Annotated in this window: 17 protein-coding genes; 11 read left to right on the top strand and 6 right to left on the bottom strand. The window is 59.2% G+C overall.

Going from position 1 to position 20,073, the window contains the following annotated elements; all coding sequences use genetic code 11:
* Window positions 1-7: 7 nt before the first annotated feature.
* A complete protein-coding gene (locus J5Y21_RS02695) occupies window positions 8-1,855 on the bottom strand; it encodes a long-chain fatty acid--CoA ligase (protein WP_349236914.1) in 1,848 nt (615 codons plus the stop codon).
* 132 nt (window positions 1,856-1,987) lie between these two features.
* Here J5Y21_RS02695 and J5Y21_RS02690 point away from each other — a divergent pair, with 132 nt between their 5' ends.
* Window positions 1,988-4,084: a 4-alpha-glucanotransferase gene (locus J5Y21_RS02690; RefSeq protein ID WP_210572565.1), complete on the top strand. Its 2,097-nt coding sequence runs from the start codon at window positions 1,988-1,990 to the stop codon at window positions 4,082-4,084.
* On the opposite strand, the gene J5Y21_RS02685 is transcribed toward J5Y21_RS02690, so the two are convergent.
* Both J5Y21_RS02685 and J5Y21_RS02680 read right to left on the bottom strand, forming a co-directional pair.
* Window positions 4,068-4,208, bottom strand: a complete 141-nt coding sequence (locus J5Y21_RS02685) for a hypothetical protein (protein WP_200803293.1) — start codon at window positions 4,206-4,208, stop codon at window positions 4,068-4,070. The genes J5Y21_RS02690 and J5Y21_RS02685 overlap by 17 nt on opposite strands.
* 6 nt (window positions 4,209-4,214) lie before the next feature.
* Entirely contained in the window at window positions 4,215-4,358 is a 144-nt protein-coding gene (locus tag J5Y21_RS02680; protein WP_210572563.1) for a hypothetical protein, read from the bottom strand.
* Between the two features lie 20 nt (window positions 4,359-4,378).
* Here J5Y21_RS02680 and J5Y21_RS02675 point away from each other — a divergent pair, with 20 nt between their 5' ends.
* Complete coding sequence (locus tag J5Y21_RS02675) at window positions 4,379-5,407, top strand: carboxylesterase family protein (RefSeq protein ID WP_210572559.1); 1,029 nt, start codon at window positions 4,379-4,381, stop codon at window positions 5,405-5,407.
* Here the strand turns inward: J5Y21_RS02675 and idi are convergent.
* Both idi and J5Y21_RS02665 read right to left on the bottom strand, forming a co-directional pair.
* The gene (gene idi, locus J5Y21_RS02670) at window positions 5,358-5,870 is read right to left on the bottom strand and encodes an isopentenyl-diphosphate Delta-isomerase (RefSeq protein ID WP_210572556.1); all 513 of its coding nucleotides are present in this window, start codon (window positions 5,868-5,870) and stop codon (window positions 5,358-5,360) included. The genes J5Y21_RS02675 and idi overlap by 50 nt on opposite strands.
* Window positions 5,870-6,406 (bottom strand): hypothetical protein, encoded by a 537-nt coding sequence (locus J5Y21_RS02665; protein WP_210572554.1) that lies wholly within the window; start codon window positions 6,404-6,406, stop codon window positions 5,870-5,872. The genes idi and J5Y21_RS02665 overlap by 1 nt, the downstream gene beginning before the upstream one ends.
* A gap of 47 nt (window positions 6,407-6,453) precedes the next feature.
* On the opposite strand from J5Y21_RS02665, the gene J5Y21_RS02660 reads away from it, so the two are divergent.
* From J5Y21_RS02660 to J5Y21_RS02640, 5 genes are all read left to right on the top strand, one after another.
* On the top strand, window positions 6,454-8,301 hold the full coding sequence (locus tag J5Y21_RS02660; protein WP_210572552.1) for an ABC transporter ATP-binding protein: 1,848 nt from the start codon (window positions 6,454-6,456) through the stop codon (window positions 8,299-8,301).
* Window positions 8,302-8,551: 250 nt separating this feature from the next.
* Complete coding sequence (locus J5Y21_RS02655) at window positions 8,552-9,604, top strand: hypothetical protein (protein ID WP_210572550.1); 1,053 nt, start codon at window positions 8,552-8,554, stop codon at window positions 9,602-9,604.
* 43 nt (window positions 9,605-9,647) lie between these two features.
* Window positions 9,648-10,790, top strand: a complete 1,143-nt coding sequence (locus J5Y21_RS02650; RefSeq protein WP_210572548.1) for an aminotransferase class I/II-fold pyridoxal phosphate-dependent enzyme — start codon at window positions 9,648-9,650, stop codon at window positions 10,788-10,790.
* Complete coding sequence (gene treS, locus J5Y21_RS02645; RefSeq protein WP_210572546.1) at window positions 10,777-12,495, top strand: maltose alpha-D-glucosyltransferase; 1,719 nt, start codon at window positions 10,777-10,779, stop codon at window positions 12,493-12,495. Before J5Y21_RS02650 ends, treS begins: the two co-directional genes overlap by 14 nt.
* A 15-nt stretch (window positions 12,496-12,510) precedes the next feature.
* Window positions 12,511-13,557, top strand: a complete 1,047-nt coding sequence (locus J5Y21_RS02640; RefSeq protein ID WP_210572535.1) for a phosphotransferase — start codon at window positions 12,511-12,513, stop codon at window positions 13,555-13,557.
* Here J5Y21_RS02640 and J5Y21_RS02635 read toward each other — a convergent pair.
* Entirely contained in the window at window positions 13,554-14,978 is a 1,425-nt protein-coding gene (locus J5Y21_RS02635) for an HNH endonuclease signature motif containing protein (RefSeq protein WP_210572532.1), read from the bottom strand. The genes J5Y21_RS02640 and J5Y21_RS02635 overlap by 4 nt on opposite strands.
* A gap of 304 nt (window positions 14,979-15,282) precedes the next feature.
* Here J5Y21_RS02635 and brnQ point away from each other — a divergent pair, with 304 nt between their 5' ends.
* From brnQ to J5Y21_RS02610, 4 genes are all read left to right on the top strand, one after another.
* Window positions 15,283-16,683 (top strand): branched-chain amino acid transport system II carrier protein, encoded by a 1,401-nt coding sequence (gene brnQ, locus J5Y21_RS02630; protein WP_210572529.1) that lies wholly within the window; start codon window positions 15,283-15,285, stop codon window positions 16,681-16,683.
* A gap of 66 nt (window positions 16,684-16,749) precedes the next feature.
* Window positions 16,750-17,745 carry an LLM class flavin-dependent oxidoreductase gene (locus J5Y21_RS02625; protein ID WP_210572526.1) on the top strand — a complete coding sequence of 332 codons (996 nt, stop codon included), beginning with the start codon at window positions 16,750-16,752 and terminating at the stop codon, window positions 17,743-17,745.
* Window positions 17,746-17,792: 47 nt separating this feature from the next.
* On the top strand, window positions 17,793-18,566 hold the full coding sequence (locus J5Y21_RS02615) for a GntR family transcriptional regulator (RefSeq protein WP_349236918.1): 774 nt from the start codon (window positions 17,793-17,795) through the stop codon (window positions 18,564-18,566).
* Window positions 18,567-18,576: 10 nt separating this feature from the next.
* Window positions 18,577-20,055, top strand: coding sequence for an ABC transporter substrate-binding protein (locus J5Y21_RS02610; RefSeq protein ID WP_210572520.1), 1,479 nt, complete (start codon window positions 18,577-18,579; stop codon window positions 20,053-20,055).
* Window positions 20,056-20,073 lie beyond the last annotated feature (18 nt).

The following is a 20,073-nucleotide window of genomic DNA, read 5'->3' as shown; positions in this document are numbered from 1 at the left end:
GGGCGTTTTAGCGGTACATGCGCTCGATCTGCTTCTCGAAGTTCTCCATGACCACGTTGCGCTTCACCTTCAGCGTCGGAGTGATCTCGCCTTCTTCCTCGCTCAGGTCGCGGGTCAGAATGCGGAATTTCTTGATCTGCTCAGCGTGGCTGACGGTCTTATTCGCCTCGTTGACCACATTCTGGACGGCTGCGCGCAGCTCGGTCGTCTTCACCAGTTCCTTCAGCGGACGGTCTCCCAGGCCGTTATCCGCCTGCCAACGGCGCAGCTCGTCCTCGTCGACGGTCACCAGGAGACTGACAAACGGCCTACCGTCGCCCACCACGACCGCCTGGGAGATCAACGGATCGGAACGCATGATGTCTTCCAGCGGCCCAGGCGAGACATTCTTGCCGCCGGCAGTGACGATTAGGTCCTTCTTGCGGCCCGTGATCTTCACATAGCCCTCGTCGTCGATCTCGCCGAGGTCGCCGGTCACAAACCAGCCGTCGACAAGCGCTTCGTTCGTGGCTTCCTCGTTGTTCCAGTAGCCCTTGAACACGCCGTCGCCCTTGAAGCAGATTTCCCCGTCCTCGTTGATCTTGACGGAGTAGCCGTTATTCGGTTTGCCGACGGTGCCGATCTTCGTACCGCCCGGGTAGTTCACGCAGGCAGCCGCTGCCGTCTCAGTGAGGCCATATCCTTCGTAAATCGGAATGCCCATGCCGCGGAAGAAGTGGAGCAAATCAGTCGAAATCGCGGAACCACCCGAGATAGCGAGCTGCGCCTTGCCGCCAACAGCCTCACGCAACTGCTTGTACACGAGGCGATCAAACACCTTGTGGCGCACACGAGAACGCAGCGAAAGACGCTCCCCCGAATCCATCGCTTTCGAGTGCTCGATGGCGACTTTTTCCGCCTCGAGGAAGGTCTTCGCCTTGAATGCCGAACCTTCCGCGGCCTTGTTGTACGCACCGTCGCGCACCTTCTCGAACACGCGCGGAACGCCGAGCAGCATCTCCGGCTCGAAACGCTGCAGCGCCAGGGTCAAAGTGCGCATATCCGACCAATGCGCCTGGTGCGCACCGCCGATAGCGCTCGCGAGAGCGACCGAACGCGCCAAAACATGCGCCAGCGGAAGAATCGTCATGTAGTGCGTCGCGTCTTTGTCATTGATCAGGTAGCCGATCTTGTTGGTCAGCAGAGCATTCGCCTGCGACGCCCACACCAGGTGGGTGAGGATGCAGCCCTTCGGGCGGCCAGTCGTGCCGGAGGTGTACACCAGCGACGCCAAATCATCATGCTTGATATTCGCGATCCGCTCGTCGATCACAGAGTCCTCAACCTCGCGACCGTCCGTGGTCAAAGCGCCTACAGCACCCGTCGCGAAAGACAGCGAACGCTGCACCTGCGATGGAGATCCCTCGAGGCGCGGAGTGCCGTCCTCGCGCAGAATCAGGTAGTCGTACAGGTGACGGTTCCGCTCGCTATCGGTGATCACGAGCTTCGCGCCGGAATCCTCCGCAATCCACTGCACCTGGTGCTCGGACGACGACGGGTACACCGGCACGCTCGCCGCGCCCGCCGCCCAGATGGCATAGTCCAGCAGCGCCCACTCGTAGCTGGAATCCGCCATCAGGATGACGCGGTCGCCCTGCTCCACCCCATTGGCGACAATGCCTTTGGCGACAGCGCGGACCTGCTTGGCAAATTCCTCGCCGGTCACCTGCACCCAGTCGCGCCCCTCTGGGCGGGAGAAGAAGGTCTGATCGGGATGCTTCTCGCATTGGGCGAGCATCATGGTCAAACAGTTGTCTCCCGGCGCCAGCGTGAATTCAGCAGGCTTAGTGAAGACTTTGGATTCTTGTGCAGTCACGGTGAAACCTCCCTCGGTGTGGGCTATCTAACACTGACCGTACTACTGCCCCATGCGTCACCGCTCACCAGCATCAACACTTTTGACCAGGAAATCTGTGGAAGCTGTCATTCTTTGGCACAATGACGTGTTGTGGCTGATACGGAACTGCTCGAGCAACTCGCAACCGCCTACGGTTTCAGTTTGACCTACCGAGGCCAGAACAACGAGATCGTGGCTTCGCCGCGCGAGTCCCTCGTCCACCTACTCAAAGCACTCGATGTTCCGCTTTCCGACGACCCCGCGCCCGAAGAGCTCACCGAAGCCCTCCACGCGTGGCGCACCCATTGGGACACCCGCCCGCTACCCCCAGTGGTCATCGCCCGTGAGGGCCGTGAGACCTATTTCAACGTCCACGTTCCCGAGGGCGCGCCGGCGGAGGTGACCATCACTCTGGAGGATGGAACGACATCCACCGCTTACCAGGACGAGAACTGGGCACCGCCGACTGAAGGTTGGGGCGAAGCCACCTTCCACACCCGCGGCGACCTGCCGACCGGCTGGCACACCATTCACCTGAAATCAGATGGAATCGACGAGACGTGCTCCCTCGTGGTCACTCCCCAGATGATCCGCCGCAATCTCGAGTTCCTCAACGACCCGGCATACGGCGTGATGGCGCAGCTCTACTCGGTGCGCTCGAAGCATTCCTGGGGCATCGGCGACTTCCACGATCTTGGAAAGCTCGCAGAAGTCCTCGCCCGCAACGGCGCCGAGTTCCTGCTGATCAACCCCGTTCACGCAGCCCAGCCCCTTCCCCCGATCGAGGACTCCCCGTACCTGCCCACATCCCGTCGTTTCATCAACCCCATCTACATTTCGGTCGAGGATGTCCCCGAATACGAGCTTCTCGACGATGACACCCGCGAAGACATCGAAGAGTTGGCCGCCGAGTTCAAGGCCCTCAACACCTCGCCCGCATTCATCGAGCGCAACGCGATTTTCGATGCAAAACTCGCCGCCCTCAACGAGCTCTTCTATGTTTTCGAAGAATCCGGGGACCACGAGGCATTCCAGGAATTCGTCGAATTCGAGGGAACCGGATTATTCGATTACGCACGCTGGTGCTCCAAACAGGAACTCGACATCGACTCCGACGACCTGCCCCGCTTCTACATGTGGCTCCAGTTCGTCGCCGACAACCAAAGGAAAGCTGCGCAGCAGGCAGCTATCGACGCTGGCATGTCCATCGGAATCATGACCGACCTCGCAGTGGGTGTTCACCCCGGCGGATCAGACGCTCATACTTTGCGCAGTGTCCTCGTCCAAGACGCCTCCGTCGGCGCCCCGCCTGACGCGTACAGCCAGTACGGACAGGATTGGTCCCAGCCACCGTGGAACCCGTTCAAGCTGGCAGAGAATGGATATACTCCCTGGCGCGAACTGCTCCAGACAGTCCTGCGCCACTCCGGCGGCATCCGCGTCGACCACATTCTGGGCCTGTTCCGCCTCTTCTGGATCCCGCGCATGGGCACCCCGGCCGAGGGCGCTTACATGAACTACGACCACGAGGCCATGCTCGGTATTCTGGCTCTCGAGGCGGACCGCGCAAACGCCGTCGTCGTCGGCGAAGACTTGGGCACCTTCGAACCGTGGGTCCAAGAGGAGCTGCGCGACCGCGGCGTGATGGGCACCTCCGTCATCTGGTTCGAGCATTCCCCCACCGGCCAGCGCCCCATGAACCCGCAGGAATACCGCAATCTCGCGCTTTCCTCCGTGGGCACCCACGATCTCCCGCCGACTGCCGGTTACCTCTCGGGCGCCCACAACGAATTGCGCTACCAGCTCGGGCTCGTGGATGACTCCCTCGAGGAGCTCGACGCCCACGATGTCGCCTGGCAATCCCACGTGCTCAACACCGCCCGCGAACACGGATTCTTCGCCGACACTCCCCTCGCCGACACCGATTTCGACGGACTTGGAAGAGACGAACGAGGAGACGTCGATGACTTGGTGATTGCCCTGACCCGCTTCATCGCCGGAACCAATTCAGCGCTGACCTGCAGCAACCTCGTGGATATGGTCGGCGATACCCGCATTCAGAATCAGCCGGGCACGAACTCCCACCAGTACAAGAACTGGTGCGTGCCGTTGAGCGATAAAAACGGCAATGCCGTCCTCATCGAGAATCTGGAAGACATCGACCTCTTCCACAAGGTCGCCGCGGCTAGCGCTAGAACAGCCCGATAATCCCCATCACCAGCACTAGTGCGATGAGCACCCACAGTGCTTGGGTGACGCGGGAGCGGGGATACTTCCTGCGCGCCTTCGGCAGTTTCATGTCCTCTTTGCGCAGGTCTTCGGGGTTAGCCATGGCTTCCTACTCTACGTCACCACTCATGACGGCAGCCAGCCAGTCCACCAGCCTCAAGATACCGGCGGCCACGAGCACAGCAATGGGCAGCGCAAACACCAAAACAATGGGCAGCTGCAGCCACGGACTTGCCTGCGTCAGTTCGATCATGTCGCTTAAGCTTAGGCTCCATGAGCTCTCCCGTTGAAGTGACGTGCCCTGCCGGGACTGTGATTGGAAAATCCGGAGGCGAAATCTCCTATTTCCACTCCATCCCTTTTGCGCATTTCCCCGCTCCTTTCGACGATGCAGAAATGGCGCCGAAGGGAGAACTCATCGACGCGCAATCGCCCGACCCCGAAAAAATCGCCCTCACCATCGTCGCGCCGAAGCACGCAAAGGAAGCTCCCGTCGTCGTCCATATTCACGGCGGCCGCTTCGAAATGGGCAACCATGAAGACGCCGCATCACCGGGAAAAACTTTGGCAGAGAACGGCGTCATTCTCGTGCGCATCGGCTACAGGAAGAAGCTTGCGGGCCTCGTTCCTTTTCGCGACGACCAGCCCCACCATTTCCGCGCGGTCGACGACGTCAACCTCGGTCTCGAGTGGGTCCAGCAAAATATCGAGGCTTTCGGCGGCGACCCCACCAATGTCACGCTCACTGGCCAATCCGCCGGTGCCGCCATCGTGTTGTGGCTCATGAGGAAAGACCACTACCGCGGAGCTTTTCGACGGGCCGTGGCCATGTCCCCTGCCTTTCCCCACAAGAATTTCCGTCAGAGGAAATCCGCCCTTCGGATTCCCACCACCAGAACCTGGCTCAACAAGGCAAAACCAGACACACTCGAGCGCGCCTACAAACGTTTGCGCCGCCGCTACCCGACAGACATGGCTTTAGGCCCCACCCCACTGAAACCCGAAGAAATGGCAGACATCCCGCTGGTCATTTCCTCTCACGACGAGGAATTCCAGCAGCCGATCATTGGAAAACGCCTGACCAACAAAATCATTCTCCGCTGGGTCAAAGCAGTAGTCGACAACGCCCCCGGAGAGGTCTGGCACGTCCGGTTCACCGGAGGCTCAAAGCATTGCGACGAGCTATTTCCGCTTTTCGACGGCCCCCTTACCCCCTGGCTCGTCAACTATGCAAAATTCGGCAACCCGAACCTCACTGAGGAAACTGCTCTAGCTCTTCCACCAGCCACGGCGAAAAGATGAATGGAAAACTTTTGACCGCTTCCTTCAGGCTTTCCATCGAGACCCACTCAAATTCACACACCTCGTCCGGGTTCGGGTCGAGTTTTCCATCCAATTCCGCGAAATAGACCGGGCAAATCTCGTTCTCCACGATCCCCGACGCATCTACCGCTCGGTAGCGAAATTCGGGCAGCACCGACTCGATATTTTTCACTGTCGTGCCCAGCTCTTCAGATGCCCTTCTGACCAGCGCCTCTTCGAATGTCTCGTCAGGCCCCGGGTGACCGCAGAAACTGTTCGTCCACACTCCCGGCCACGTCAGCTTGTTCAAGGCCCGACGCGTCAGGAGAACGTTGCCAGCATCATCGAAAAGCCATGCCGAAAATGCAAAATGAAGAGGAGTATTGGCTGTGTGCACCTCGCCTTTGCGGGCAGTTCCCTTCTCTTTTCCGTCCTCGGTGCACAGCACCACGAGCTCATCCACTAGTTGTTCAGATTCCCTTCAAAAACGACGTTGCCGATCTTGAACGTCGCGTCGTAAAGATTGCCCGAGCTCACGTCGAATGCGTACTGAACATTCATCGTCGCACCTTTGCCCAGCGGAAAATCAAGCCCTTCAAGCTCGATGCCGGCGTCTTCCGCGCTGATGCGGCTGGCTTTTTCTCCGCCGTCGTACGTGAGTTCAGGCTCGCCGAGCGCCTCCGGCGGCATGATGTTGTCCGAGTGGTTCTTCACCGCGACCGTGACGACGGTCCCGCCGTTCGGCGCGTAGTTGGTTCCCTGCCACTTGTAGGAGACATCCATGCCCGGGTCTTCGACGGACTCGCCGCTAATCTCGTCGGTTGTGAGCGGTTCAGCACTGTGTGTCTCGAATTCTTCCGGCTCTTCAGTCGGCGTCGCCACACCCGTGGTCGGGGTGAGCGAGCCCTCTTGGTCCACGACCCCGTCATCCCCACATCCAGCGAGCAGAAGCAATGAAGATACTGCCGCGATGGTCCCAAGAGCCTTGCGCGTCATCATGAGCCTTCCCTGTCGACGAAACTTCAACACACTTTACAGTGGAGTCCGTGCAGCCACTATTTCGAGTCATCCGTAGCGCGTCCGCACTTTGGCCCTACTACGTCGGCATTGTCGTCATCTCCTCGGTCACTGCGGCGCTCCACCTTGTGTCCCCGTTCATCATTCGCGAGGCCACCGACACGATTGTCGAGGGAAAAGATCTCGACCCCATTGTCTGGCTCGCAGTCGCCCTGTTTGCGGCGTATTCCGCAAATACATTGATGCAGAATATCGGCGGCTACCTCGGCGACGTCGTCTCCGCACGGATCAGGCAAACACTCTCGACGCGATATTTCGCCAAACTTCTCTCTCTGCCCCAAAGCTATTTCGACGGTCAAGTCACCGGCACGATCATCGCCCGCCTGGACCGCTCGATCATGAATATCACGCAGACGGTCCAGACCTTTTCCAACACGTTGTTGCCGATGCTCCTGCAGGTCATCGCGATCCTCGGCATCACCGCTTTCTTCTACTGGCCGCTCTCCCTCCTCCTGCTTGCGCTATTTCCTATCTACCTCGCGCTGACTGCCCTGACGTCGAAACGCTGGCAGAAATACGAGAAAGACAAGAACGAGCAAATCGACCTCGCCAACGGCCGCTTCGCCGAGGTCGTCGGCCAAGTGAAGGTCACCAAATCTTTCGTCGCTGAGACCCGTGAGCTCCAAGCTTTCAGCAACCATTATGGAAAGACCATCGATCTCACTCGCCCGCAATCCCGCTGGTGGCATGGAATGGACGTTGCTCGCGGCATGGCGATGAATGCCGTCTTCTTAGGCATCTATTTGATCCTGTTCGTCCAGACCTACAACGGCCGCTTTTCCATCGGCGACATGGTCATGCTCATCCAGCTGGTCACCATGGCACAACAACCAGTCCAGATGATGAGTTGGCTTGTCGATTCCGCCCAGCGCGCCATCGCCGGCTCCCGCGACTATTTCAAGGTGATGGACCAGCCGATCGAAGCCTCCGCAAACCCCCAAGTCGTCTCCGCGACGGATTCCGCCGATGTTCCCGCGCTGGACACAACGCCGACCCAGCCACTTCCTGCGGCCGAGCCAACCATCCGATTCGACAACGTCAGCTTCTCCTACGACGACGAAGAGCCCGTCCTGTCCGATATTTCCTTCTCCGCCCGCCATGGAGAAACAATCGCGCTCGTCGGTGAGTCCGGCGGTGGAAAATCCACGCTGGTCAACCTCATTTTGGGCTTGTATCCCATCAATCACGGCTCGCTGACCATCTGCGGTAAAGACATCGACACCGCCGACATCGAACGCGTCCGCGCCTCCGTCGGTGTCGTCTTCCAAGAACCCGCGCTCTTCTCCGGCACCATCCGCGAAAACATCGCGTACGGAAACCCAAACGCATCCGAAAACGAGATCATTGAAGTTTCCAAGCGCGCCAATGCACACACTTTTATTTCAGGCTTCGCCGACGGCTACGACACCGTCATCGGCGAACGCGGTCTGCGACTTTCCGGCGGCCAAAAACAGCGCGTCGCCGTCGCCCGCGCCATGCTCAAGGATGCACCAATCCTCGTCCTCGACGAAGCGACATCAGCGCTCGATACCAAATCCGAACGCGCCGTCCAAGCCGGGCTCGACGAATTGATGAAGGACCGGACCACCATCATGATCGCGCACCGCTTATCGACGATCGCCTCCGTCGACACCATCATCACCCTCAAGGACGGAAAAATTGACGAGATCGGCACACCCTCCGAACTCGCCGTCTCCGGCGGAGTTTATTCAGAGCTTCTCGCGCTAACAGCGTCGTCGTCTGCGGAAGATCGGAAGCGACTCAAGGCTTTCGGCTTCCACGAAGGAATTGGAGAAACCGACGAGGCAGAGCTGTGACGACTCACGTCCATAATTCACCTCGGCAAGTCTTCCGCCCGATCATTTGTTCGAGCGTTAGCTGCTGGTGGTCAATACCCCATGGTGTGCTTAGACCACACCCCACCACCAGCTACTAGCAGTCGGAGGACAAGTGGATTTAAGACCAGGACACATTGTCGCAAGTGTAGATGTCGACTATATCCAGGCTTCCCGCGCTCACGGGAAATCAGCAAGAACCCACGACCCTATAACCCACGTAGGCGAGCGGATGGCCATCGTATGGAACAGAATAGATTCAGTCAGCCTGGCTGAGGTTCAAACGACTCAGATTGATGCAGAACTCCTAGAGGGGCATAAATTCGCATCGCGTGCAATTCAAAAACTCGAAGAGGCAGATCTGCTGGTTGGTCACGGATTACTCATTAATGACCTTCGTTCGCTTTTCATGGTGACAGAGATCCCCACCTCCATCATCCACAAAACCGCAGACACTCTTCTTGCATTTCGAGATGAAAGAAGCGCCCAGCGTCGTAGTTCGTTCCCGACAGGTTTGAGCCTGACAGCACTGACGAAGCTAAACCTCGGAAAAACTCGCACAAAACTCGAGGTTCCGCTCAGCCGTTACTCTCTGTCAGACGAAGGCTACTCGGGACCAAGACAGAACATCGACCCGACTGAAGATGCGCTCCTAGCGTTTGAACTTTGGAAGATGGGAATCACCGGTAAAGAAATCAAGTATGGGGCGGGCGAGGGGGGACACAACCTCAATCGGACAGTTGGATGGCGAGGTTCTTCGCCGGGACAATTCAAGTGCTCTGCGCAAACCCGGCATCATTTGCTGGCGAACCATCCTCTGAACACAGGATGGCACTCCCACTTCGCCGAGTACGGTGGCTGGGCATTACCCGATGAGACTGCGCGATTGCTTTTCGTCTCACAGCAAGAATTCCATCAAGCTGATGAGATGTTTTTTGAACCGCTAAAACGAATCGCAATAGCGCTGGAGGATGCAAACCTTCTAGCTAAAGGGAAGAATTGCGAGAGGGAAGACCTTCTGACGGGGCTTCAATTTACGTCCCCGGGCCGAAACCTGGATATCCGAAAACGGCTGATCGCTGAAAAGAACTTAACTAAAGATCTACGGGAAGCTTACGCTTGGGGCCTTTTTCAAGCATTTCATCCGAGGTTGGTAGAAGCTTGGCGTTTAGAAAACTGGGTACGCCTGTCCGACCCATTGAGGCGCTTTTCAATCCCACGCTCTCCCGGTACAAGAATGCACACGCGGGATAAAGTTTGGGAAATTGCCGACCAGGCAAAATAAGGGGTTGAACCTCACCGAGCACAAGCACGCTACCGTGGATCGTATGCAGTTCCCAGATCTTGAGACCCTCCGCGCCCGCGGCACCCGCAAGTGGACCCAATTCGGGGACGAGATTCTCCCCTTGTGGGTCGCCGAGAGCGATTTCCCCACCGCCGAGCCGGTGAAGCGCGCGATTCAGGATGCGGTGGACCGCGAAATGTTTGGCTACACCCCCGCCCACCACACGCTCGGAAACTCCTTGAGCAGGTTCTATTCCGAGCAGTATGGATGGACACCGAACCCAGAACACATTTTCCCCGTCGCCGACGTGGTGCGTGGCATGCTCTTGGGCATCCAGTACTTCACCAAGCCCGACTCTCCCGTCATCGTTCCGGTCCCCTCATATCCCCCGTTCCTCGAGCTTCCCGAGACTGCCGGCCGCGAGATGGTCGAGGTCGGGGCAAAGGACGGCCTAGACCTCATGGAAGTCGACGCCGCATTCAAAAACGGTGCCGGTTCCATCTTGCTCGCGTCGCCGAATAATCCGTGGGGCTACACCTTCGACGAAGAGGAGCTCGTCCAAATCACGAATATCGCCGCCAAGTACGGCGCCCGCGTGCTTGTCGACGAAATCCACGCCCCCATTGTTTACGAAAACTCCCACCTCTGCGCCGCTAACGTCAGTGACACCGCCGCAAACGTCTGCATCACCGTCACCGCGACGTCCAAGGCATGGAATGTCGCCGGCCTCAAGTGCGCCCAGATGGTCTTCAGCAATGAAAAAGACGTCCATACCTGGAAGAATCTGACCGGAGTAGCAAAAGATGGCACCGGCACCCTCGGCATCGTCGCCGCCCAAGCCTGCTACGACCACGGAAAAGAAGCCTTGGACGACCAACTCAAGACTCTCAAGTCCAATCGAGATTTTTTGATCGAGAACCTCCCAGAAGCCATCCCCGGTATCGAGTTCACCAAACCTCAAGCCACCTACCTCATGTTCCTCGATTTCAGTGGCACTGAGGTCAAAGATGAGAAACCGGCTACGTGGATTCGTCGAGAAGCGAAAGTCGCACTGAATGAAGGAATCACTTTCGGCACCGGCGGTGCGCACCACGCGCGGTTGAATTTCGCCACTAGCCCCGAAATCTTGGCCGAAGCACTCGACCGGATATCGACCGCTATTGTTAGGGGCCATGGACGCGACTGACGAGCAAGGCTTCCTCATCGAGGCGGACGCCAGCAAATACGATGCCCCCGCCCCCGCTCCCGGCAACGAGCCCTGGGAGCGCCCCGACCCTGAGTGGTACAAGGACGCCGTATTCTACGAAGTCCTCGTCCGCGCTTTCTACGATCCAGATGGTTCTGGCTCCGGCACCCTGAAGGGCCTCGAAGAAAAGCTCGACTACCTGCAGTGGCTCGGTGTCGATTGCCTGTGGCTCCCGCCGTTCTACGATTCGCCCCTGCGCGATGGCGGCTACGATATCCGTGATTTCCGCAAGGTCCTCCCCGAATTCGGCACCGTCGAGGACTTCGTTTCGCTTGTCGACGCCGCCCACAAGCGCGGTATCCGCATCATCACCGACTTCCCCATCAACCACACCTCTGACACGCACCCGTGGTTCCAAGAGTCCCGCCGCGACCCGAACGGCCCCTACGGCGATTTCTACGTCTGGTCCGACACGCCTGCCCCATACTCTGAAGCCCGCATCATCTTCATCGACACCGAAGAGTCCAACTGGACCTACGACCCGGTGCGCAAGCAGTACTTCTGGCACCGCTTCTTCTCCCACCAGCCAGATCTCAACTACGACAATCCTCAAGTTCAAGATGCCGTCATCGATGTCATCCGTTTCTGGCTGGACCTCGGCATGGACGGCATCCGCCTCGACGCCATCCCGTACCTTTTCGAGCGTGAAGGCACGAACTGCGAAAACCTTCCCGAGACGCACGAATTCATCAAACGTGTGCGCAAGCTTTTCGACGAAGAGTACCCCGGCCGTTTCCTCCTCGCCGAAGCCAACCAGATGCCCGACGAGGTCGTCGCTTATTTCGGTGACAGCGACGAGTGCCAGATGGCATTCCACTTCCCGGTAATGCCCCGCATCTTCATGGGGATCAGCCAGGAATCCGCGCAGCCCATCATCGACATCCTGCGTGAGACCCCCGATATTCCGGAATCCGCCCAGTGGGGCATCTTCTTGCGCAACCATGACGAGCTCACCCTCGAGATGGTCTCGGAGGACGAACGCGACTTCATGTACACCACCTTCGCCACCGACCCCCGCATGCGCGCGAATGTCGGCATCCGCCGCCGTCTCGCTCCTTTGTTGGGTGGCCACCGCGACCGCCTCGAGCTGGCGCACGCCCTCCTGCTGTCGCTTCCCGGTTCCCCATTCCTCTACTACGGCGACGAGATCGGCATGGGCGACAACATCTGGCTTCCCGACCGCGACGGTGTCCGCACCCCCATGCAGTGGAATGCCGACCGCAACGGCGGCTTCTCCCGCACCGATCCCGAGCGCCTCTACCTGCCGGCCATCCGCAACGACACGTACGGCTACCAAGCCATCAACGTCGAATCCCAGATGGAACGTGAAAATTCGCTGCTCCACTGGGTCCGCGAGCACGTGCACATCCGCAAGCAATACAAGGCTTTCGGGCGCGGCGACTACCAAGAAGTCGAGCACACCAACCCCCAGGTTCTCGCCTTCATCCGCGAATACGACGGAGAACGAATCCTCTGCATCAACAACATGAGCTCGCTGCCCCAGCCAGTCGAAATGAACCTGTCGCACTTCGCAGGAGTCGTTCCCCGCGAGCTGTCCGGCAACATCGAGTTCCCCGCCATCGGTGAACTTCCGTGGCTGGTCACCCTCGCCCCGCACGGCCACTTCTGGTTCGATATTTCCTAACTCCCCACACAGATCATGGACCTGAAAAAGACTCGTTTTTACGGCGCGAAATCAGAAGAGATTCTGAACCAAAAAGTCGTCGCCGAGATCCCCGCCAAGAATTATGCATGGCAGATTCTCGAAGTCGACCACGGCAAAATCGACCACTATCAGGTCCTCATCTCTGACAACGAGGACATCCTCGACACCGATGAGGGCGCCCAAACGTACGTGGAGCACCTCCCCAATTTCGGTGAAATTTCCGGCGACATGTCGGGAAAGACCGCTCACCCACTTCGAGCTGATCAGTCGAATACCTCCCTTATCGTGGACGAGAAGTGGATCCTGAAGGTCTTCCGCAAGCTCGAAACTGGATTGAACCCCGACGTCGAGCTTTTGAGCGAAATTTCCGACTGCCCGCACGTCGCCGGTGTCCGTGGCCACCTCACCCGCGATGGCCAAACCCTGGCGATGATGCAACAGTTCATCACCGACGGCCACGACGGTTTCCAACTCGCGCTCGACCCAGGACTAGAAAGCGAGCATGAACTCGGCGCCGCCATCCGGACCGTGCACGAAGCACTTTCAGACGCTTTCGGCACGGAATCAGTCTCTGGCTCCCAGATCCGCGATTCACTCAATGAGCATCTCGACGAGATTCTCACTCAAACTGATGCACTCGATCCTTTCGAGGACAATTTGCGGGAAATTTACTCACGGGTGCCGAATGATCACGTAGCCATTCAGCGCATCCACGGTGATCTACACCTGGGTCAGACTCTCCTTTCTGATCGCTGGTATTTGATTGATTTTGAGGGCGAACCTGCCCGCCCCCTTGAACAAAGGCGGCTGCCAGATCATCCTTTGCGGGATGTCGCCGGAATGGTGCGAAGTTTCGGGTACGTGCATGCAATGGGGGGTCAGGCTGACGTCGATAAGCTGCTCGCTGGGTACGAAATCGAGCCGAATCCGATCCTGGATGCGTACATCGCTGACAAAGCTGCGTACGAAGTCGTCTACGAATCCAACAACCGGCCCGACTGGGTCGAGATCCCGCTGCGCGCGATCCGCGAACTGTCCTAATCCTCCGGCGGCGGCTCGTAGGTGGGCATGGGCTCCGGGTGGAAGGGGAAGCGCAGTCCGTACTTCTCCTCCAATTCCAGGAGTTTTTCGAGGCACGCTTCGTAGTCGAAGTCCTTCTCGAAATCATCCAGGACCTTGTGGCACTGCGCGAAGAACCTGGCGTTTTCGCGCTTGAGCCGTCTGACGTCGTTGAGCGAACGCGACCACTTCGGATTCGTCGGGGTGATCTGGCTTTCGAGCACGCTTTCCGGTTCCACTCGGGCATACGTTCCATCCGCGAAAAGCCACACGACCTCACCGGTGACCGGATCCGGGACGTAGAACGCCAGACGGTCAGTCTTCATATTGTGGTGATGCTGGCAGAGGCAGTAGAGATTGTCTGCGTTCGTCTGGCCTCCTTCGTCGTACGGGATCCGGTGATCCAGCTGGCACGACCAGGCGTCGCGGCTGCACCCCGGGTAGATACAGGTTCCGTCGCGGCCGCGAACAAAAGCTCTGACTTTCTCGGGTGCGACGTAGCCGGCAACGGTGTGAGCCGCAGCCCCTTCAAGGTCGATCACGCTGATATTGAACGAGTGGAACATTTCGGTGCCGACAGCGCCCGACCACCCGAAACCGGGAATGAACACGGGCTTGGTGGTGTCCACGCTGCCATCCGGTTTCTTCGGCGCGTAGGCGAAGATGGTGGCGGGAAGCTCGGCGGCGACGCGGCCCGTGAGGAGCTTGAGGGTCGCGTCAGAATCGGAGAGACCGTGCTTGCGCGCGGTCGCCCTGATCGAGGACTGGGCTGCAGCCATCGTCGCGTTGTCCGCGGAGAAGGTCAGACCAGACAGCCCGACTCCCGAGGGATCGGGATGGAAATCGAGCTGGCCGAAGCCAGGGGGCGTCTCCCCGCGCTTCTTCTTTTTCTCTGCGTCGAAAGCCACGGAGCAGTCCAGGGTGGCCATCAGCAGGTTGAGCTGACGGGTGACCATATACGGCGTCGGCAGCTGCTGGTTCGGGGTATCGGGCGTGAACAGGCCGACGAGGAGGTCGTCGATCTGTTCGTAATCCTCGGGAGCGGCATCATTGCCCAGCCGGTTCACTGCTTTTTCGATGGCGCACAACCGCTTGATGTCCAAGCGCTGCGTCTCATTTTGAAGGTCGCGCAGGCGGGGCAGCTGCTGGAGCGTCATGTAGGCGAACATTCCCTCCTTCACATAAGAGGGAGTCAACCCGGTGCTGATGCTCACGGCAGTGACTTCCGCGTCCGCATCGTGGGAACCAAGGAACTCGTCGTTTTGTGCATATCGGCCGAAGATGGCGTGCTGCGCGCGCCGCAGATAGATGCCTGCGGTGCTGTCTGGGTCGTCGGGATTCTCGCTAGCGAAGAACACACCGGGCGGCGGAGAATGCCCGGGCGCTTCGACTTGGGCGCTCATGGTCTGCTCCTTATCTCATCGGGATCGTTGTGGATCGCTTTCAGACGCATTTGAAACATCTGTGCGAACAGTATTGCAAACGACTCAGACACACCTCCCTGAAAGCGCTCATAGTTATCCACAGATTCGCTACTCTGTTCGAATTCTTATCCACAAAATGCAGGTCGCATCGGAATTGGGAAGGAGGAATTTCGAACATGGACGGGACGTCGATAAGCAAATTTTTCACCCAATGGAACCCTGTTCCGCAGCATGAGATGATAGGGTGACCCCTACGATTAGTTCATTTTCCTAGGGAGGTCCAATGTCTACTGCGGTGTCTAGCGGCAACAAGACGCAGACCAGCGCGATCGTGATTACAGCGCTCGCACTCTTCTCGATGTTCTTCGGTGCCGGAAACCTCATCTTCCCGCCCATGCTCGCGGTACAGGCGGGTGAAAACTTCTGGCCGGCGATCCTCGGCTTCCTCACCACGGGTGCGTTGCTGCCCGTGCTCGCCGTGGTCGCGATCGCACTGTCTGGCTCGAATGTGCGCGACCTTGCGCAGCGTGCGGGCTCCCTGTTCGGCGTGGTGTTTCCCGTTCTCGCGTACCTCTCGATCGGCGCGTTCTATGCTCTTCCGCGTACAGGTGCCGTGTCCTTCGAGGTCGCCATCACGCCGGTGTTCGGTTGGGACAGCACACTGACCGCGGCAATCTTCAATATCGTGTTCTTCGGCATCGCCCTCGCCCTTTCTTGGAATCCGACGCGCATCACCGACACGCTGGGCAAATTCCTCACGCCGGCGTTGGTGATACTCCTGGTCGTCATGATCGGCATGGCGCTGTTCACGATGACGAACCAGCACTACACCCCGAACGAGGATTACGCCTCCAGCGCGTACCCGGCGGGCGTCCTCGAGGGATACCTCACCATGGATTCGATCGCCGCACTGGCATTCTCCATCGTCGTCATCGCATCCCTGCGCAATAAAGGGTTCGCGGAAGGTAAGCCCCTGGTTCGCAGCACCATCCTCGCTGGCCTCGGTGCAAGTATCTTGCTCGCACTGATCTACGTCGGCCTCGGTCTGATTGGCCGCGCCATGCCTGAAGCGACGCAGTACGACTCGGGGGCACCTTTGCTTGCCGACGCAGCCCTGCAGCTCATGGGCCGCCCCGGTCAGACCGTCTTCGCGCTGATCGTCGTTCTCGCTTGCCTGACCACCGCGATCGGACTGATCACATCCACCGCGGAGTACTTCTCCCAGCAGTTCGCGGGTTCCTACCACACCTGGGCCACCATTTTCGCTGTTGCCTCCGCGGTCATGGCGACGCAGGGCCTGGACTTCGTGATCGCCATCGCTGGTCCGGTCATCGGTTTCCTGTACCCGCCGGCGATCGCCCTGATCTTCGTCACCCTCATCGAGCCGCTGTTCCGCCGCCGCACACGCCTGCGCTGGGGCTTCTTCTTGCCGATCTGGGTCGCCGTCATCTGGTCGCTGATCTCCACCTTCATCAGCCTCGGGTGGGCTGCGGACGCACTGACGCCGCTGGTCGCGTGGTCGCCGATGCAGGGCTTCGACCTCGGCTGGCTGCTGCCGACGGCTGTGGCATTCGCAATCGGTGTCGCCATCGACCTTGCTAAGCCACACGCCCCGCTGGAGATCGGCACGCAACGCACTGTGGAGGGCGAGACCCTCGAAGAAGCTGAAGCCAACCTCGCCTAACCAGAAATAAAGCGTCCTTCCACTTTGTTGCAAGGGGTGTACATTGCCCCGAGTGGAAGGACGACCATGACTCCCCTATCCCTGCTGGATTTCTGCACTGTCCGAGACGACGAGACCCCTGGCCAGTCCATGGAGCGTTCCGTGGAATTGGCGCAGACGGCAGAGAAACTGGGATATGGCCGAATCTGGTACTCCGAGCACCACAACATGCCGTCGATCGCGTCGTCGTCGCCGGCGGTTCTCATCGCGCACGTCGCCGCCAAAACCGAGAAGATTCGTCTCGGCGCTGGCGGTGTCATGCTTCCTAACCATGCGCCGTATGTGATCGCGGAGCAGTTCGGCACATTGGCTGAGCTGTATCCAGACCGGATCGATCTCGGGTTGGGCCGCGCACCAGGAACGGACCAAAATACGCTTGGCCGTGCTCTTCGCCGCGACCCGATGTCCGCGGAGAATTTCCCGAATGACGTGCTGGAGTTGCAAGGCTATCTCGCCGGGGATTCCGTCGTGCCAGGCGTGACTGCCGTGCCAGGGGCGGGCACGAATGTGCCTCTATATATTCTCGGCTCGTCCATGTTCGGAGCGACGCTGGCTGCAAAGCTGGGTCTTCCCTATTCCTTTGCATCCCATTTCGCGCCGACGCACCTGGAAGAGGCGACGACGTACTACCGCGAGAATTTCCAGCCTTCTGAACACTGTGAAGAACCGTTCGTCATCGCGGCGGTGAATGTCACTGCATCGGAGAGCGAACAGGATGCGGCGCGGCAGACAGAACTCGTGCGCCGGAAGCGCGTGAAAGCGTTCCTCGGCCGCCAGGGGCGGTCGTTGACCGAGGATCAGTTGGATGCCGTGATGAATTCTCCGCAGGGCCACCAGATCGTCGGCATGTTGCGCTACACGGCACAAGGCACGGGCGAGCAGGTGGCGGAGTATCTGGAGGGTTTTGCGGAGCACGCGAAGGCCGATGAACTGATGATCTCCTTCCAATCTCCGACGCATGAGGAAGTGCTGCATTCAATGGAGATCGTCTCCACATTTATGTATACGAGGCTATGCATATAAATGTTCGTTTCCAGCTCAAGCTCTGTATTGTACGCACTATCTAGTGAATACTTGACAGGAGAACTACCATAGCCCGCCAACAACATCAGGAGATTGCGGACTACCTCCGTGGCCTGATCCACGACGGCACGCTCGCCCCGGGCGACCCGCTTCCTTCCGAGGCTGAGCTGTGCGAGAAATTCGACACGTCACGCGGCCCCGTCCGCCAAGCGGTCGCAGCGCTCCGCGGCGACGGTCTGATTTCTTCCGGGCGCGGGCGGCGTTCGCTCGTTCTGAAAGCCCCGCAGTCCAACAGCTTCGACGCGCTGATCTCTGCCTCTTCCCTTTTCGCGGAGGCACAGCAGGAAGCGGGCGAGCGGATCCTCCGAGTCGCGCGCGAGCCCGCGTCCCAGAATGTCGCGGAGGCGCTCAACCTCCAGGTCAATGACCCAGTGGTGGAGATTGTCCGCATCCGCACGGCGAATGAGACCCCAGTCCTGTTGGAAAGACTCGTGTTCCCGCTCAAGTTCGGAGAGCGCTTCCTCGCGCTAGTTCCGGGCGAGCAGCCGGTGCACCAGCAGCTTTTCGACGAAGGCGTGGTCATCGACAACGCTTCCCGCACAGCAGAGGCGTCTACGGCGACAGCTCGCCAGGCAGAGCTCTTGGGCATCTCCGAGGGCGACCCGGTGTGGCGGCTCGAAATGCGGGCTTTCACGTCCCAGGGTGAACCCGTCGAGTACGCGGAGAATCTCTATCGGGGCGACATGGTCAAGGCCGAGCTGAGCAGTGTGAGGGGCGCGTCCATTCCGGTGAAGTTTGAGATCGCCGCAGCGCAAGAATAGCCTTTTGCCCATGAGAGCATTGGGTGCCGCAGTGGCGGTGCTGTCGGTCGGATTGCTGTCCGCATGTTCCGCGGGCAGCACAGCGTCGAATGTCGGCCGCATCGAACCGGACAGCGTAGTCGTGGGTACGACATCGCCGCCCGCCTCACTCGACTTCACCACCACGGGAGGTGCCGCGATCCCGCAGGCGCTCATGAACAACGTCTACGAGACGCTCGTGCTTATCGACGACACCGGCCAGCCCCAACCCCTCCTTGCCGAGAGCTGGGATGTCAACGAGGACAGGACGGAATATGTCTTTCACCTCAAAGACGGCGTGACTTTTTCAAATGGCGAGAAATTCTCCGCCGACACGGCTGCCTTTTCCATCAATTATGTGCGCGAGGAATGGACCAATGGACTCGCTAAGCAGATGGATCCGGTCACAGACGTCGAGGTGGTGGATCCACTGACATTGAAGGTGACATTGGATGCTCCGTCTAATGGTTGGTTGTGGTCGATGGGGACGTTGACGGGGGCGATGATGGCCCCTGGGGGCGTCGATAAGCTAGCAACCGATCCTGTGGGGACCGGACCGTACGTGGTCGACAGCTTCGCGCTCGGCGAGTCCATTTCTTTTGATGCCCGGGAGGATTACTGGGGTGAGCCGGCACGCCAAGATGCCGCTATCCGGTATTTCTCGGACGCTGTGTCGTCGGTGAATGCTCTGCGCGTCGGCGATGTCGATGTGCTGTGGGGGCTGCAAGCGCCGGAATTGCTGGAGACGCTTCCAAACTCTTTCGGCGTCGAGGTCGGAACGACGAACGGCGAGGTGCTGCTCAGCTTGAACAACCGGCGCGCTCCCTTCGACGACCCGGACGTGCGGAAAGCGGTGGCTTACGCGATCGACAGAGACGCGCTTAACGACGTCGTGTGGAAAGGCATGGCGAAAGACACCGGCGGTGCGCCCGTGTCACCGAGTGACCCGTGGTTCACCGGGAAAGACTATTTTCCATTCGACCCCGACAAGGCCCGGGAGCTGTTGGGCGGCGACTCTCCAGAAGTGGTGATCACGGTGCCGTCACTTCCGTACGCCCAAGATGCGGCGGAGTTGATCTTCTCCCAGCTGAAAGACGTCGGGTTCGACGTGAAGCTCAAAACCGTGGAATTTCCGGCAGTGTGGCTGAACCAGGTCCTCCAGCAGGCGGACTACCAGTCGTCGTTGATTGCTCATGTGGAGCCGCGCGATATGCCGCAGCTGTTCTCCCCCGAGTATTACCTCGGGTTTGATTCTGAGGCTGTGCGGAACAATTTCGCGAATGCCGACGCGGGAACTCCTGAAGAAAATATCGAGTACATGAAGGATGCCGTCGATTCGATCATGGAAGACGCGGGCGCTGTCACGTTGGCGAATTTGCCCAATATTGTCGTCACCGCCCCCGGCGTGGAAGGCGTTGATCCGACAGTGGTCACTGACGGGATCGATCTGTCGGAGGTGACCAAACAGTGAGATCGGTCGTGCGGTTCT

This window comes from Corynebacterium sp. Marseille-P3884, from assembly GCF_017942225.1.
GTDB lineage: Bacteria > Actinomycetota > Actinomycetes > Mycobacteriales > Mycobacteriaceae > Corynebacterium.
Note: the sequence above shows the minus strand (reverse complement) of the source record. Positions and strands in the feature narration are given on the sequence as shown.

Bases quoted from the DNA above. Each gene is read 5' to 3' on its own strand.
- brnQ (WP_210572529.1), top strand. From the start codon at position 15,283: ATGTCTACTGCGGTGTCTAGCGGCAACAAGACGCAGACCAGCGCGATC.
- J5Y21_RS02640 (WP_210572535.1), top strand. From the start codon at position 12,511: ATGGACCTGAAAAAGACTCGTTTTTACGGCGCGAAATCAGAAGAGATT.
- J5Y21_RS02665 (WP_210572554.1), bottom strand. From the start codon at position 6,406: ATGATGACGCGCAAGGCTCTTGGGACCATCGCGGCAGTATCTTCATTG.
- J5Y21_RS02625 (WP_210572526.1), top strand. From the start codon at position 16,750: ATGACTCCCCTATCCCTGCTGGATTTCTGCACTGTCCGAGACGACGAG.
- J5Y21_RS02650 (WP_210572548.1), top strand. From the start codon at position 9,648: ATGCAGTTCCCAGATCTTGAGACCCTCCGCGCCCGCGGCACCCGCAAG.
- J5Y21_RS02655 (WP_210572550.1), top strand. From the start codon at position 8,552: ATGGCCATCGTATGGAACAGAATAGATTCAGTCAGCCTGGCTGAGGTT.
- J5Y21_RS02675 (WP_210572559.1), top strand. From the start codon at position 4,379: ATGAGCTCTCCCGTTGAAGTGACGTGCCCTGCCGGGACTGTGATTGGA.
- J5Y21_RS02635 (WP_210572532.1), bottom strand. From the start codon at position 14,978: ATGAGCGCCCAAGTCGAAGCGCCCGGGCATTCTCCGCCGCCCGGTGTG.
- J5Y21_RS02610 (WP_210572520.1), top strand. From the start codon at position 18,577: ATGAGAGCATTGGGTGCCGCAGTGGCGGTGCTGTCGGTCGGATTGCTG.
- J5Y21_RS02685 (WP_200803293.1), bottom strand. From the start codon at position 4,208: ATGGCTAACCCCGAAGACCTGCGCAAAGAGGACATGAAACTGCCGAAG.
- J5Y21_RS02680 (WP_210572563.1), bottom strand. From the start codon at position 4,358: ATGATCGAACTGACGCAGGCAAGTCCGTGGCTGCAGCTGCCCATTGTT.
- treS (WP_210572546.1), top strand. From the start codon at position 10,777: ATGGACGCGACTGACGAGCAAGGCTTCCTCATCGAGGCGGACGCCAGC.